Source organism: Serratia bockelmannii (assembly GCF_008011855.1).
GTDB lineage: Bacteria > Pseudomonadota > Gammaproteobacteria > Enterobacterales > Enterobacteriaceae > Serratia > Serratia bockelmannii.
In genome coordinates this window covers 282,355-297,112 of sequence record NZ_VOUX01000033.1, presented here as the reverse complement: position 1 = coordinate 297,112, position 14,758 = coordinate 282,355, and the positions used below count along the sequence as shown (strand labels likewise).

Sequence of the window (14,758 nt, the reverse complement as noted above, 5' to 3'; positions counted from 1 at the left end):
GTAATGTGTCGCTCAGGGCGGCGGGGATGAAAAGCGCAGCTGCATCATGGCATCGGGGGCCGAAAGTGGTTGAGTCATGGTCCCGGCCGGTATTACCGAGCGCCAAAACGCCAGCCCGCGCGGATTATCCTGGCTGACCGACAGCGACCAACCGCCGGGATGCTGCACGAACAAGGCGCGGGCAGCCCGTTGTCCCAGCCCGTTGCGTCGCCATTCGGGTTTAATGTAGAACTCCGCCATTTCGACGGTGGCGCTATCCAGGCGCCTGACCAACGCGAAACCGGCGGTTTGCCGATCGCTCAACATCAAATAAGGGTAGCGGCCGACCTCGCGCCAGTAGAGCGGCAGATAGGGGTAATCTCCATCGGCGCCCAACTCGCGAAGGCAATCGGACAGCATGGCCGCCAGCAGTGGCCGCTGCGAGAGTGAGGCTTGCTCAAGGGAAAATGCCATGTCGCACTCCATCAAAAAACAGGCCGCCGGATGGCGGCCTGTCAAGGTTAGCCCAGATGCAACCGGGCGGTGATGTCGGCAATCTCGCGGCGCCAGCGCGCCTGAAGCTCCGGTTTCTGGTGCTTCGGCTTGCGCGCCTGGTCGGCCTCCAATTTGCTTTCGAGGGCAAACAGGGCGGTCAACAGCGCTTCTTCGCCTTCCAATCGATCGTCCGGCGTCGGGCCATCAGCATTAGCCCTGTCCGCCGTCGGCAGTGCCGGCGCTTCGCCCGCCAGGCGCTGATACACCGACGCCAGATCGTGCCACTCCTCCAGTTTTTGCTGGTCGATCAGCCAAAAGCGGTTGCAGCTCTGTTCGATCAGCATCCTGTCGTGGGTAACCAGCATGACGGCGCCGGGGAACTGGCGCAGCGTTTCCGCCAGCTCCTCTTTGCCCGCCATGTCCAGGTGGTTGGTGGGCTCGTCCAGCAGCAGCAGCGAATGGTTGGCCAGCGTCAGACCGACGAACAGCAGCCGCGAACGCTCGCCACCGCTCAGCGAACGGATCTGCTGATGGTGGCGCAGGTAAGGAAAACCGGCGCCGATCAGCGCCAGTTTCCGCTGTTCCTCGGTCAGCGGTGCAAACTGCGCCAACGCGTCGCTCAACGTGTCTTCATCGCGCAGCTGTTGCAGGCTCTGATCGTAATAGCCGATGCGCACGCGCGGATGGAACAGCGCCGGGCGCTCCGTTTGTTGCTGATACTCACGCCACAACAGGCGCAGCAGCGACGATTTACCGCAGCCGTTGCGCCCGACGATGGCGATGCGATCGCCGCTTTTCACGCGCAGATGTTCGAGGCTGAACAGCACCGGCGCATCCGGCGCCGGGCGCACCGCCCAGTGCGGCAGCGCCAGCAGGCGATCGGCATCCAGCGCTTCTCCCTGCAGCCGCAACCGCCACGGGCTGCCGGCGGTCAGGGTGGTCTGTTCTTCCTTCAACCGATCGACGCGCTTCTCCATTTGCTTGGCCTTGCGCGCCAGATCTTCGTTGTCGTAGACCTTGCCCCAGGTCGCCAGGCGTTTGGCGCTTTTTTCCACCCGGTCTATCTCTTTCTGCTCGGCGTAGCGCCGCTGTTCGTCCGCGGCGTCCTGTTCCGCCAGCGCGGTGCGCGCCGCAGAGCAGGGCAAACGGAAGAACTGCAGCGTTTTGTCGCGCAGGATCCAGGTGCAGTTAGTCACCTGATCGAGCAGGTAGCGATCGTGCGACACCAGCACGAAGCTGCCGGCCCAGCTGCGCAAGAACTGTTCCAGCCACAGCAGCGTGGGCAGGTCCAGGTGGTTGCTGGGTTCGTCGAGCAACAGCAGATCGGGTTGGCGGATCAGCGCGCGCGCCAACAGCAGCCGTGTATGCTGGCCGCCGCTGAGGGTGCCGGCGGTCAACGTCCAGCTTGCCGGTTCAAACCCCAGCTCGGCCAGTAACGCTTCACAGCGCCAGCGTTCACTGAGGTGTTGGCCCGCAGGCAGCCGCGCCAGCACCGCATCCAGCAGGGTGCAGGCGTGCAGCTCCGGCGGCAGGTGCTGCTCGATGCGCGCCATCAGACATTGGTGTGACAATGTCACTGAACCGGTGTGCGCAGGTAGGTCGCCGCTGAGAATTTGCAGCAGGGTGCTTTTGCCGCAGCCGTTATCGCCGATCAAACCGATGCGATCGCCTTTTTTCAGGCTGAAGGATATCTCGCTCAGCAGGACGCCGAACGCGTTGTCGTAACCGACAGATTGTGCAGACAGTAATGTGCTCATTGCTTACTCAAGAGTTACAGGCATGACAATGCCTATCGTCAAACATCGCTGACGACAACCCGGTAAGCCGGAGGGAAGATCCTGGATTTTAGTAAGCTTCGCTCAAGCTGGGTTATCGCAGCACGATACCGGTAATGCTTGAGCGGCGACGATTACCAAAGAAGTGTGAGTGAAAAACCAATTCACACGTCAGCATAGTAAGTCTCCTTTTATTGGTTGCAGGTTAATCGGTGGCTGGAGTATAGAGCGCTTTATGCCGTATCGCCAGTGTAAAAGCGCCTGAATAATCAGCAGGCTAAGGCGAGCACGGGCGCGTGGCACACAATGGGAATAATTACTGTATTTCGGCCGACATTAAGCAGCTATTATAATTAGCGTTTATGGTTAAGCGACGGTTCATCCGCCGCCTTTTCGTCTGTCTATCAGATAATGATGCTGAGCACTGAATTTATGTTAAAGCCCCGTTCGTTCCTGCTGTTGTTGTTATTGCTGTTGGGTTTGCAGCTGACGCCGCTCGGCGCCGTCGCCGCCCCCCAGGATGATCCCACCGCCGAAAGCGCGCCCGATCCCGCTACGCAGCTGAAAGCCGCGCAAAAGCAGTTGGACAGCATGAAGCAGCTGGTTTCAAAGGCTACCACCGACACCCAGCTCAGCAAGCTGCGGCTGGCGACCGACGATCTGGTCGCCAGCATGGATAAATTGTCTGCCGATCTGCAGCCGCTGCAGGAAAAACTGCAGGCACAGCTGGACGTGCTGGGGCCGGCCCCGGCGGCCGGCGCGCTGCCGGAAACCCCGGCTGTCGCCCAGCAGCGTAATGCGCTGAACAGCAGCAAGAAGCAGCTGGACGATGCGGTAAAACGCGCGCAGGCCATCAAGACCAGCGCTTTCGACCTGGGGCAGCAGATCAGCGATCTGCGCCGGGTAGCGTTTAAAACCCAACTGGCGCTGAACACCGGCAGCATTTTGGGCGTCAAATTCTGGACGCCGGTGGTGCAGCCGTCAGCGGATGACGTGCAGCGGCTGGACCAGTTCAACGCCGAGATGAAAGCGGCCTGGGACGCCAGTTGGCAGGACGAATGGCGTTACGGCACGCTGGCGTTGCTGGCGCTGGCGGTGATCGTCTGGTCCTGGGGGCGCTATTTGTCCGAGCGTTTCCTCGCCTGGGTCAGCATTCGCTTCCTGCCGGACGGGCGCCTGCGCCGCAGCTTTATGGCGATCATCACCGTGGCCGTGACGGTGTTCACTACCTCGATCGCGCTGAATTTGCTGTATTACGTTTTTATCCGCGTGCAGCCGCTGCCGGTGATGCTGGAAGACTTCGCCGAAGGCTTTAACCGTCTGGGGATTTTCTGCGCGCTGATCGCCGGGCTGGGGCGTGCGGCGCTGTCGCTGAATCGTCCGTCGTGGCGTTTGGCTTCGCTGGACAATGAAGTGGCCGCCGGGCTGCGTTACTTCTCGCCGCTGCTGGCCGGTCTGGCGCTGGCGTTCGGCACCGTTGAGCTGATCAACAACGTCGTCAGCGCCTCATTGGCCACCACCATCTTCGGCAACGGCCTGGTAGCGGGATTGATCGGCATGGTGCTGCTGGCGGCGCCGCTGCGCGGCCAGCGCATTCGTCGCCGTCTGGAGCAGCAGGGCGCGCACCTGGAAAAACGCACGCTGGTCGGCGGGCTGGTGCATATCGTCACCCTGGTGTGTTCGGTGGTGATCCTGCTTTCCTTGCTTGTGGGTTACATCGCCTTCGCCCGCTTCCTGACCTACCAGCTGATCTGGGTGGTGCTGGTGCTGATGGCGTTCTACTTCATGGTGTTGTTCGCCACTGACCTGTGCGCCGCGCTGTTTTCGCCGCAGACCGTCAGCGGCAAGATGCTGAAGAAAACGCTCAGCTTCAAGGATCGCCATCTGGAGCAGGTGGCGATCATCACCACCGCGCTGGCCAAATGTTCGCTGTTGCTGTTGATGATCGTCGCGTTGTTCAACGGCTCGTTCGGCAGCACCACGCCAGGCTCGCTGATGGAGAAAATCGTCTCGATCCTGACCGGCGAAGGCTTGCAGCGTTTCAACATCGTGCCCGGCAACCTGCTCAACGCCGTGATCTGTCTGGCGATCGGTATCTACATTCTGCGCGCGGTGCGGCGCTGGCTGGGCTCTGAGCTGCTGCCGAAAACCATTTCGGACGTCGGCATCCGGGCCTCGCTGGTGACGCTGTTCAGCAATATCGGTTATGTGCTGGTGATTCTGATCACCCTGGCGGCGCTCGGCATCCAGTGGAGCAACCTGGCGTGGATCGTCAGCGCCTTGTCGGTCGGTATTGGTTTCGGTTTACAGGAGATCGTGAAGAACTTTATTTCCGGCCTGATCCTGCTAACCGAGCGCCCGGTGAAGGTCGGGGATATGATCGGCATCGGCGGCGTGGAAGGCGACGTGCGGCGCATCAACGTGCGCGCCACTGAAATCCAGCTCAGCGACCGTTCCACCATGATCGTACCGAACTCGCAGCTGATCTCGCAGAACGTGCGCAACGCCACCATGGGCAACGCGCAAGGGGTAGTGACCATCGCGCTGACGTTCCCGACCTCGATCGATCCGGAGCAGGTGCGCAATATCTTGCTCAGCGCCTATAACGAGTACGAAACCATTCTGGAGACGCCGGCACCTTATGTGCGCTTTAGCCAGCTGGGGCCGGACGGTATTATCCTGAGCGTGACTGGCTACGTGCCGAGCCCGCGCATGGTCGGCGCCACCAAGAGCGAACTGCTGTTCAATATCCTCAAGCTGCTGCGCGCGCAGGAAGTGAGCCTGTCCAGCCCGCAAGAAGTGGTGTTTATGAAACAGCAGGCGACGCGGTATCAGGCCAACGAAGAGGAACATTCCTCCTAATCCAGCCCTGAGGCGGCGGGCCGTTAAGTGACGGCCCGCCGAACGTGGCTAGTACATCGACGGTTCCACCGATTGCGAGCAGTCGCTGTTGGCGCTGGATTTGGTGCAGGTGTAAGGTTCATTCGGCGATGCCGAAGGCGCATTCGATGGGCCGCCGCCTCCGCCGATACAACCGCTCAGCATTAGCATCAAAAACACGAGAATTATCTTCTTCATCTCACCGTCCTCCATTGCGATTCCTCCTTTAAGTATATGTCGGGAAAGCGAACGGCACCGCTCACCGGTGCAATCTATACTCCTTTGATAACGTTTCGGCGCACAACGGCGGCGAACGAGGAGGGAAAGATGCAAACCGACGACGATTTGACCCACTTTGCCGCGCAGGGCATGCCGCCTACCTGAGCGACAGCATCCCCGGCGCCCGTCTGGTTACGCTGCCGGGCGTCAGCCACTTCGTGCCGCTGCAGTGGCCGGTGTTGTTCAACCGCGCGCGGCTGGATTTTCTCGCCGGTGTGATGCCGCCGCCTGCACGCTGACGTTCGCTGTTCTATGCTGGAGGCGGGGCATTTTGACATCATCGAAGAGGACATCATGAGCGAAAGCATCGTGGTCAGGTCGCTGGAAGCGCGGGATTACACCGCCTGGCTGGCGCTGTGGCAAGGGTATAACGCATTTTACGGCCGTGAGGGGGGAACGGCGCTGCCGGACGACGTGACGCAGGCCACCTGGCGACGCTTTCTCGACGCCTACGAACCGATGTTTGCGCTGGTCGCGGAACATCAGGGCCAGGTGGTGGGGTTGACGCACTATATCCTCCACCGCAGCACCTCTCAACTTCAGCCAAATTGCTATCTGCAGGATCTGTTTACCGCGGAGGCGATGCGCGGCAAAGGGGTGGCGAGGGCGCTGATCGCGGCGGTCTATGAGCGTGCGCAGCAGTTGGGGTTGCCGCGAGTTTACTGGAATACCCACGAAACCAACCAGACCGCCATGCGGCTGTATGATCGGGTGGCAGAGCGCCCCGGTTTTGTGATGTACCGCAAGGCGCTTTGACGTGGGGTGAATTGCCCAATCTTATTTTGCTTTTTAGGGAAAAGGCGGCGTTTATTGCGGGTAACGGGCCACCCGGAGCTCGGGATGTTAAAAGTGAGGCGCCCAATTCAGCAGTTTCTGCGTTAGAAGGGTGGTGTCGTCAATATATTGATACACAAATATATTTTTCCTAGATGAATAAACAGGTGTCTGGGCCGGCAAAACTGGCAATAATAGGCGGATCGGCCGTTTATACTCTCCTCACCGTCGATGGTTGTGACACGAAAAGACGGTCACTTTATGCTGGCGCAAGTCTCTGGATCCAAGATGCAAACCACTTCGTTGTCCGATACCCGTAAAATCTGGCCCGCACTCACCGTTTTTTTGTTGGTGTTCGCGGTTTGCTTGTTGGGCATCGTGAGCCGTCCCGTCGGATTTTTGGCGGTATTCTGGCCGGCAAACGCCGTACTGCTGGCCGTTCTGGTGCGCCGCCCGCAGTGGGCCACGCGCGCCGGTTGGAGCATGGCGGTGTTGGGGTATCTGGCGGCGGATCTGCTGACCGGCAGCTTGCTGGAAAAGGCGCTGTTGCTGAACGCCGCCAATCTGATCGGCGTAGTGGTAGGGTATCTGTTGTTCATGCGCCTGCCGCCGCCGGCGCGTACGCTGCAGCGTGGCGCTTCCAGCATGTATTTGTTCGGTATCTGTCTGGCCGCTGCTGCCGCTACCGGCGTTGTGGGCGCGGGGGCCTCGCAGTGGCTGTTCGGCCGGCCCTATTTGACCTCGCTGGTGCTGTGGTTCTCTTCTGAATTTACCAACTACGTCACGCTGATGCCGTTCATTCTGGCGTTTCCCGCCGATTGGCGGCATAGGCTGCGCGCGTCCTGCAACATGGTGACGCAGCGCAGCCAGTGGCCGATTGCGGGGCAAAAACTGGTGGTGTTAGCGCTGCTGGCGCTGGCGGCGGTCTGCAGCGTGCTGATCGGCGGCCCCGGCGCGGTGATCTTCCCGATGCCGGTGCTGCTGTGGCTGGCGATGTCCTTTTCGCTGTTCAGCACCATGATCGCGGTGCTGGCCTATGTGCTGTGGTGCCATCTGGCGATCGATTTCGGGTTGCTTAGCACGACGCTCGACATGAAGGTGCCGCAGAACGCGGTATCGATGCGCTTGGGCATCGCGTTGCTGGCGCTGGGGCCCATCGCGGTGGCCAGCATGAACTATGCGCGCAACGCGCTGCTGCGCACGTTGGAGCACGTGGCGAATCACGATGCGCTGACCCACGTGCTGACGCGCAATGCGTTTATGCAGCGCGGCGAGCGGGTGATTGACCAAAAGGGTGAGCTGGTGTGCGTCATGATGCTCGATATCGACTATTTCAAATCGATTAATGATCGTTTCGGCCACGACGGTGGCGATCAGGCGTTGATGGCGTTTACCCGCGCCATCGCCACCGATCTGAACGTCAACGATCTGTTCGGCCGCATGGGCGGCGAAGAGTTCGCCATCGTCTCGACGCTCGGCCAGCCGCAGCAGGGGTTGCAGTTGGCCGAACGGCTGCGGCAACGCATTGAGGCGGAATCGATCACCATGCCGGCCGGCCATCCGCTGCAGATCACCGTCAGCATTGGCATGGTGACCTGCCCAGGCGGTTCCGGCCATAGCCTGGCCGACCTGCTCAAACTGGCGGACCTGGCGGTATACAAAGCGAAAAATGCCGGCCGTAACCGGGTTGCCACGCCGGAATCTTACCCGCCCAACGATCCGAGCCACACGCCCGCCGTCTAAACTGGTAGGAGGCACGGGCAACGTCGCCCGTGCTGAACCGACGGTCCTTAATCAGACAAGAGGATACCAGGATGAAATACGTAGACGGGTTTGTGGTGGCGGTACCGGCCGCCAATAAGGAGGCCTATCACCGGTTGGCGGCCGCAGCGGCGCCGCTGTTCAAAGAGTTTGGCGCCACGCGCATCGTGGAATGTTGGGGCGATGACGTGCCCGACGGCAAACTTACCGACTTTCGCGGCGCGGTGAAAGCCCAGGAAGACGAAGTGGTGGTGTTCAGTTGGATAGAGTACCCCTCCAAGACGGTACGCGACGCCGCCAACGAAAAAATGATGAACGACCCGCGCATGAAAGCGCTGGGCGAGATGCCGTTCGACGGCAAACGCATGATCTTCGGCGGTTTCGCGCCGATCCTCGATGCGTAAAGGAGGCACAGATGGCCAGAATTACGCAACATCTGTGGTTTGAAAAAGACATGGAAGCGGCGCTGAATTGCTATGTCTCGTTGATCCCCGGTTCGTCCGTGAACTGGTTTTCCGATCTGCCGGCGGATACGCCGAGCGGCCCGGCCGGCAGCGTGAAGCTGGCTTCCTTCACGCTGGGTGACCAGCGCTACGCGGCGATCGAAGCCGGGCCGTTGGATCCGTTCAATCACAGCTTCTCCGTGATGGTGGAATGCGACGATCAGGCGGAGGTCGACAGGCTGTGGGGCGCGTTGAGCGAGGGCGGCGAGGCGGAGCAGTGCGGCTGGCTGCGCGATCGCTGGGGGCTGTGCTGGCAAATTGTGCCGCGGCGCCTGACGGAGTTGATGAACGATCCCGACGCCGCCCGCGTGCGGCGTGTCACGGAAGCGATGCTGTTGATGGGCAAAATCGACATCGCCGGGTTGGAAGCGGCGGCGCGCGAGTAGTGCAACGCTCACTGAGGGAGAGAACGGATGCACCGAGAACGGCACAGTATTGAACGCATCGGCTGGCTGCGGGCGGCGGTGCTCGGCGCCAACGACGGCATCGTTTCAACGGCCAGCCTGCTGCTGGGCGTCGCGGCGGCCAGCGCCTCGCATTCCGCGCTGATGATCGCCGGCGTCGCCGGGTGGGTGGCCGGCGCAATGTCGATGGCCACCGGCGAGTATGTGTCGGTCTCATCGCAGGCGGATACCGAAAAGGCCGCGCTGGCGGAGGAACAGGCGGAACTGCTTGAAGACTACCCGGGGGAGTTTCGCGAACTGACGTCAATCTACGTGCATCGCGGTCTGGATCCGGCGTTGGCCCGGCAGGTGGCGGAAAAGCTGATGGCGCATGATGCGCTGGAGGCCCACGCGCGCGACGAGCTGGGCATTTCCTCTGCCACCCGCGCCCGGCCGCTGCAGGCCGCGTTGGCGTCGGCCCTCAGTTTCTCTCTCGGCGCGCTGTTGCCTCTGCTGGTGGCGCTGTGGGTACCGGTCGCCTGGACGCGGCCGGCGCTGGTGGCGTCGGCGCTGATTTCCCTCGGCATTCTCGGCGGCATCGCCGCGAAAACCGGCGGGGCGCCGATCTTGCCGGGCGTGGCGCGCATCCTCATCTGGAGCGCACTGGCGATGGCGGTTTCTTCCGGCGTCGGCCTGCTGTTTGGCGTGACGGCCGGCTAACGTCGCACTTGCATCAATCTATTGCACCTCAAGCTCAGAATTTATCATTTGTCAGCCGCCGGCGTTCGCGGCAAGGTGACGGCAACGCCAACCTCAGTCAGGGACACTTATGCAGAAATCACAGATCCTATCGTGGGTCGCCCAGCATCCGCTGTTGCAACGCATGGTCGCGCTAGAGCCGATCACCTGGTTCAATCCACGCGCGACAACGCTGGCCGCAGGCTTGCCCCACGTCGGGTTGACCGCCGCCGACGTCGCCGACGCGGAGCAGCGCCTGGCGCGCTTCGCGCCTTATCTCGCCGCGGCCTTCCCGGAAACCCAACCCACAAAGGGGATCATCGAATCCGAGCTGGTGGCGATCCCTGCCATGCAGCTCGCGTTGGATCGGCGCTATGGGCAGACGTTGGGCGGACGCCTGCTGTTGAAAAAGGACAGCCATCTGCCGATTTCCGGTTCAATCAAGGCGCGCGGCGGCATCTATGAGGTGCTGACGCACGCGGAAAAGCTGGCGCTGGAGGCGGGGCTGCTGCACACCGGCGACGACTACGCCCGGCTGTTTTCCGACGAGTTCCGTCAATTCTTCAGCCAGTACCGCATCGCCGTCGGATCGACCGGCAATCTGGGATTATCCATCGGCATCATCAGCGCCCGGTTGGGGTTTGACGTCAGCGTGCACATGTCGGCGGATGCGCGAGAGTGGAAAAAACAGAAGCTGCGCGAAAATGGCGTGACGGTGGTGGAGTACGCCGACGATTACGGCGTGGCGGTCGAACAAGGGCGCAAACAGGCGGCGGACGATCCGAGTTGCTTCTTTATCGATGATGAAAACTCGCAAACCCTGTTCCTCGGCTACGCGGTGGCCGGCGGTCGCCTGAAGCGGCAATTTGCCGAACAGGGCATTGTGGTGGACGCGCAGCATCCGCTGTTCGTGTATCTGCCGTGCGGCGTTGGCGGCGGGCCGGGCGGTGTGGCCTTTGGCCTCAAGCTGGCGTTCGGCGATCACGTTCACTGCATTTTTGCCGAACCGACCCATTCGCCCTGCATGCTGCTCGGCGTCTACAGCGGGTTGCATGACGGCATTGCGGTGCAAGATCTCGGCATCGACAACCGCACGGCGGCGGACGGGCTGGCGGTGGGGCGCGCCTCCGGCTTTGTCGGCCGGGCGATGGAACGTCTGCTGAACGCGTTTTACACTCTCAGCGATGAAGAGATGTTTGCGCTGCTCGGGTTGTTGGACCGGTACGAGCATATCCAACTGGAGCCGTCCGCGTTGGCGGGCATGGCCGGACCGTGGCGCGTTGCCGCCCATGCGAAGGCGCTCAGCGAGCAAGGCATTAGCGCCGAGCACCTGGCGCAGGCGACGCATCTGGTGTGGGCGACCGGCGGCGGCATGGTGCCGTCGGCGGAAATGGCGACGTACCTCGCCGCCGGGCAGGCGGCGGAGTAAGGCACAGTAAAAAGGGGCGAAAATCGCCCCTGATTGTCTGTCGTGCGGTTACAGCTGTTCGCCGTTGCTGGCGATCACCTGGCGATACCAGTCGAAGCTTTTCTTGCGCGAACGTTCGAGCGTGCCGGTGCCGTCGTCGTGTTTGTCGACGTAGATGAACCCGTAGCGTTTGCTGTACTCACCGGTGGTGAACGACACGCAGTCGATGCAGCCCCACGGCGTGTAGCCGATCAGATCTACACCGTCTTCAATCACCGCTTTCTTCATCTCTTCGATATGGGCGCGCAGATAGTCGATGCGATAGTCATCGTTGATCTGGCCGTCCGCCTCCACCTTGTCGAAGGCGCCGAAGCCGTTTTCCACGATAAACAGCGGCTTCTGGTAACGTTCATACAGCACGTTCAGCGAATAGCGCAGCCCGACCGGATCGATCTGCCAGCCCCAGTCGGAGGCCTTGACGTGCGGGTTCGGCACGTTGCCCGGGAAGCCGAACATGCCGTCGCTGCCGTCCACCGCGTTGGCCTGCAGCGCATTGCTCATGTAGTAGCTGAAACCGATGTAGTCGGTGCAGCCCTCGCGCAGGATCTGCGCGTCCTGCGGCTGCATCTCGATCTTCAGCCCTTTGCGTTCCCAATCGCGCAGCAGGTAGCTTGGGTAGTAGCCGCGCATCTGCACGTCGGTATACAGATAGCGCTGGTGCATCGCTTCCACGGCGTACATCACGTCGTCCGGTTTACAGGAATAAGGATAGAACGGCACGCAGGCAAGCATGCAGCCGATTTTGAATTCCGGGTTGATCTGATGGCCGAGTTTGACCACCTGCGCGCTGGCGACGAACTGGTGGTGCAACACCTGGTACAGCGCCTGTTCCGGGTTGTCTTCCTGGGTGTAATCCACGCCGGAACAGCAGTAGCCGAACAGCGGGTAGCGGTAGTTGCTCTGGTTGTTGATCTCGTTGAAGGTCATCCAGTACTTCACTTTTTCGCGGTAGCGACGCATCACCACCTCGCTAAAGCGCACGAAGAACTCCACCACCCGGCGATTTTTCCAGCCGCCGTAAGCTTTCACCAAATGGTAAGGCATTTCGAAGTGGGACAGGGTGATCACCGGCTGGATGCCGTATTTCAGCAGTTCGTCGAACAGGTCGTCGTAAAACTGCAGGCCGGCCTCGTTCGGCGTCGCTTCGTCGCCGTTCGGGAAAATGCGCGTCCAGGCGATCGAGGTGCGAAAACACTTGAAGCCCATCTCGGCGAACAGTGCCACGTCCTGCTTGTAGCGGCCGTAGAAGTCCACCGCTTCGTGGTTGGGGTAACGATAGCCGTCGAGCACGCCGTCGGTCATCACGCGATCCACGCCGTGTGAGCCGCCGGACAGCACGTCGGCGATGCTTGGCCCTTTGCCGCCCCGATCCCAACCGCCTTCAACCTGGTGCGCGGCGACCGCGCCCCCCCACAGAAAATCCTTCGGCAACTGTTTCATCGTCAATGTCTCATCGGTTTATTTAATGAAGGGTAATAACGCTGCGTTGAGAACAGAGTAGCAAGACCGAAAGAAATGTCACGATATAACAAATCACCGTGAAAAGTGATTTGTCACAATAAAAAAACAGCCTGTTTTATTTTTCCGAATTAATATGCCCGAGCCGTTTGCCGATGGTTTCAATAATGTAAAGTACGGGGATCTGCGTGGTAATATTGTGATGCCCGCCGATCAAATGCTGCGGAACGTGGTAGGAGAGGTTGAAGTCCGCCAGCCGCGCCAGCGAAGAGGTTTCGTTGTTGGTGATGCTGATGATCTTGCAGTGGTGCAGGCTGAACTGGCTGGCCAAACGCAGGATCTCTTCGGTCTCACCAGAAACCGACAGCATGATCGCCACCGCGTTTTTATACATATCGCTGTTGACGGGATAATAAGGATCGTCGATATGGGTGCTGAATTTCCCGACGTTGGAAAAGAAACGCGCGCCATATTTCCCCAATGCGCCCGACGTACTGATGCCGACGAAAATAATTCGCTCGGCGGCGGCGATATGTTGCACCGCCTGATCGATCAGCTGATTAAATTCTTCGTTGCTGACGCTTTTAAAAAAGCTGAGGATTTCGCCGATGCCAGAATCGACCGGTGGCGCATCGGTTTGTTCCAGATACAGCTTGAAACGGATGCGAAATTCCGAATAGCCGTCACAGCCCATTTTCTTGCAAAACCGCAGCACGGTGGTGGTGGAGACGCCGGCGGCCTCGGCCAGCTCGCGGATGGTCATGTACATCACTTGATTCTTGTGTTTGCTGACGTAGGTATAAACCATCAGCTCCAGGGCGTTGAGCTCGGCGATTGCTTTATGGGTAAACATGAGTCGGTCCGGCGGCTGAAAACGGGAAGCTTATCTGCGGGTTAACATAGCAAAATTCACCGCCGCTGGCACTGCCGGGCAAAAAGAAAAGCCGCACCAGTCAGGCGCGGCCCAGGGTTCACGACGAACAAATTAAAGCAAAACGTTCCGGAAGACATGCCATGAAAACGCGTTTCATCACACAGGGTTAGCATAGGTCAGCTTATTCCGGTGGCAAAATGCCGGTTTCTGCTTTCTAAAGCCAAAGCGCGGCAAAGGCTATGGCGTCTCGGGTTTATCTTCGGACCAGCGGGCGGCGTTGACGTCCACCTTAACCGGCAGCAGCCCGATGGCGGTGAATTTATCCGCCAACTGCTGTTGCTGCCTGAACACCTCCGGCGACATGCGCTGGCTGCCGAACGGCATGCGGGCGATGGCTCTGGCCCAAATGGCCTGATCCAGGCCGGTGCTCTGCGCGAGGATCGCCGCCGCTTCCTGCGGATGGCCGTTGGCCCAGTCGCTCAGCACGCCGAGCTGTTGAATCACCTGCTTGGCGCTGTCCGGGTAGGTTTCGGCAAAGCGGCGGCTGGCGAGATAGAAGGTGTAGTGCGGCACGAGGCCTTCCGCGTCTTTCAGCCGACGGGCGTTGGCATGGGTTTCCACCTCGGCGTAGTAGGGATCCCAAATCACCCAGGCGTCGACGCTGCCGCGCTGGAAGGCGGCGCGGGCATCGCTCGGCGGCAGATAGACCGGCGTGATGTCCTTGTAGCTCAAGCCGGCCTGTTCCAGCGCGCTCACCAGCAGGTAATTGACGTCAGACCCTTTGTTCAACGCCACGCGTTTCCCTTTCAGATCGGCCACGGAGCGGATCGCCGAATCCTGCGGCACCACGATGGCTTCGGTTTTCGGGCTGGGCGGCGAATGCGCCAAATAAACCAGATCGGCCTTGGCGGCTTGCGCGAAGGCCGGCGGAGCGTCGCCGGTCGCCGCCAGATCGATGCTGCCGACGTTCAACCCTTCCAACATCTGTGGGCCGGCGGGGAATTCTATCCAGCGAACCTTGATACCCTGCGGCTCCAGGGTTTTTTCCAGCGTACCGCGGTATTTCAGCAGCGCAAAAATGTTGGCTTTTTGGTAACCGATGGTGATTTGCTGCAGTTTCTCCTGCGCGCCGGCCGGCAGGCTAAACAGCCCGAGCAGCAGGGCGGCGATCAGCGGCGTTGTGAGTTTTCTCATCATGATCTTCCGATAGGCGAAGTGAACGGTAGCGATGACGCGCTGGGCGTAACGCCATGAAACGGCATTTAAATTTTCCTGCGGCGGGATAAGGGCGATGATAATGAGCGGCGCAGTGGCGTGTAAAGCGCCCGCTTATGCTGAATAATGCCTTGCTTAGCCATAAATCAGCTTAATCGGGAGAGGGTGAGCTCGAC

At 60.5% G+C, this 14,758-nt stretch carries 13 protein-coding genes; 7 read left to right on the top strand and 6 right to left on the bottom strand.

The window, feature by feature from the left end:
• Positions 1-12: 12 nt before the first annotated feature.
• Both FOT55_RS17895 and FOT55_RS17890 read right to left on the bottom strand, forming a co-directional pair.
• The gene (locus tag FOT55_RS17895) at positions 13-453 is read right to left on the bottom strand and encodes a GNAT family N-acetyltransferase (RefSeq protein WP_147823832.1); all 441 of its coding nucleotides are present in this window, start codon (positions 451-453) and stop codon (positions 13-15) included.
• A 47-nt stretch (positions 454-500) separates the two neighbouring features.
• Positions 501-2,231 carry an ABC-F family ATP-binding cassette domain-containing protein gene (locus tag FOT55_RS17890; protein WP_147823831.1) on the bottom strand — a complete coding sequence of 577 codons (1,731 nt, stop codon included), beginning with the start codon at positions 2,229-2,231 and terminating at the stop codon, positions 501-503.
• A gap of 450 nt (positions 2,232-2,681) precedes the next feature.
• Here FOT55_RS17890 and FOT55_RS17885 point away from each other — a divergent pair, with 450 nt between their 5' ends.
• On the top strand, positions 2,682-5,111 hold the full coding sequence (locus tag FOT55_RS17885; RefSeq protein ID WP_065424061.1) for a DUF3772 domain-containing protein: 2,430 nt from the start codon (positions 2,682-2,684) through the stop codon (positions 5,109-5,111).
• 48 nt (positions 5,112-5,159) lie between these two features.
• On the opposite strand, the gene FOT55_RS17880 is transcribed toward FOT55_RS17885, so the two are convergent.
• On the bottom strand, positions 5,160-5,327 hold the full coding sequence (locus FOT55_RS17880; RefSeq protein ID WP_164550866.1) for a hypothetical protein: 168 nt from the start codon (positions 5,325-5,327) through the stop codon (positions 5,160-5,162).
• A gap of 375 nt (positions 5,328-5,702) precedes the next feature.
• On the opposite strand from FOT55_RS17880, the gene FOT55_RS17870 reads away from it, so the two are divergent.
• The 6 genes from FOT55_RS17870 to FOT55_RS17845 all read left to right on the top strand — a co-directional run bounded on the left by FOT55_RS17870 (position 5,703) and on the right by FOT55_RS17845 (position 10,996).
• The gene (locus FOT55_RS17870; RefSeq protein ID WP_147823830.1) at positions 5,703-6,164 is read left to right on the top strand and encodes a GNAT family N-acetyltransferase; all 462 of its coding nucleotides are present in this window, start codon (positions 5,703-5,705) and stop codon (positions 6,162-6,164) included.
• 306 nt (positions 6,165-6,470) lie between these two features.
• On the top strand, positions 6,471-7,925 hold the full coding sequence (locus FOT55_RS17865; protein ID WP_147823829.1) for a GGDEF domain-containing protein: 1,455 nt from the start codon (positions 6,471-6,473) through the stop codon (positions 7,923-7,925).
• A gap of 71 nt (positions 7,926-7,996) precedes the next feature.
• Positions 7,997-8,347 (top strand): DUF1428 domain-containing protein, encoded by a 351-nt coding sequence (locus tag FOT55_RS17860; protein WP_060433116.1) that lies wholly within the window; start codon positions 7,997-7,999, stop codon positions 8,345-8,347.
• 11 nt (positions 8,348-8,358) lie between these two features.
• Positions 8,359-8,832: a VOC family protein gene (locus FOT55_RS17855; protein ID WP_147823828.1), complete on the top strand. Its 474-nt coding sequence runs from the start codon at positions 8,359-8,361 to the stop codon at positions 8,830-8,832.
• 27 nt (positions 8,833-8,859) lie between these two features.
• Positions 8,860-9,549 (top strand): VIT1/CCC1 transporter family protein, encoded by a 690-nt coding sequence (locus tag FOT55_RS17850; RefSeq protein WP_049205678.1) that lies wholly within the window; start codon positions 8,860-8,862, stop codon positions 9,547-9,549.
• A 109-nt stretch (positions 9,550-9,658) separates the two neighbouring features.
• Positions 9,659-10,996 carry a D-serine ammonia-lyase gene (locus tag FOT55_RS17845; protein WP_049205680.1) on the top strand — a complete coding sequence of 446 codons (1,338 nt, stop codon included), beginning with the start codon at positions 9,659-9,661 and terminating at the stop codon, positions 10,994-10,996.
• Between the two features lie 48 nt (positions 10,997-11,044).
• Here FOT55_RS17845 and FOT55_RS17840 read toward each other — a convergent pair whose 3' ends face one another.
• From FOT55_RS17840 to FOT55_RS17830, 3 genes are all read right to left on the bottom strand, one after another.
• Positions 11,045-12,481 (bottom strand): 6-phospho-beta-glucosidase, encoded by a 1,437-nt coding sequence (locus tag FOT55_RS17840; protein WP_099817256.1) that lies wholly within the window; start codon positions 12,479-12,481, stop codon positions 11,045-11,047.
• Between the two features lie 130 nt (positions 12,482-12,611).
• Positions 12,612-13,346 carry a MurR/RpiR family transcriptional regulator gene (locus tag FOT55_RS17835; RefSeq protein ID WP_025302900.1) on the bottom strand — a complete coding sequence of 245 codons (735 nt, stop codon included), beginning with the start codon at positions 13,344-13,346 and terminating at the stop codon, positions 12,612-12,614.
• 258 nt (positions 13,347-13,604) lie between these two features.
• Positions 13,605-14,561: a sulfonate ABC transporter substrate-binding protein gene (locus FOT55_RS17830; protein WP_147824220.1), complete on the bottom strand. Its 957-nt coding sequence runs from the start codon at positions 14,559-14,561 to the stop codon at positions 13,605-13,607.
• Positions 14,562-14,758: the final 197 nt, after the last annotated feature.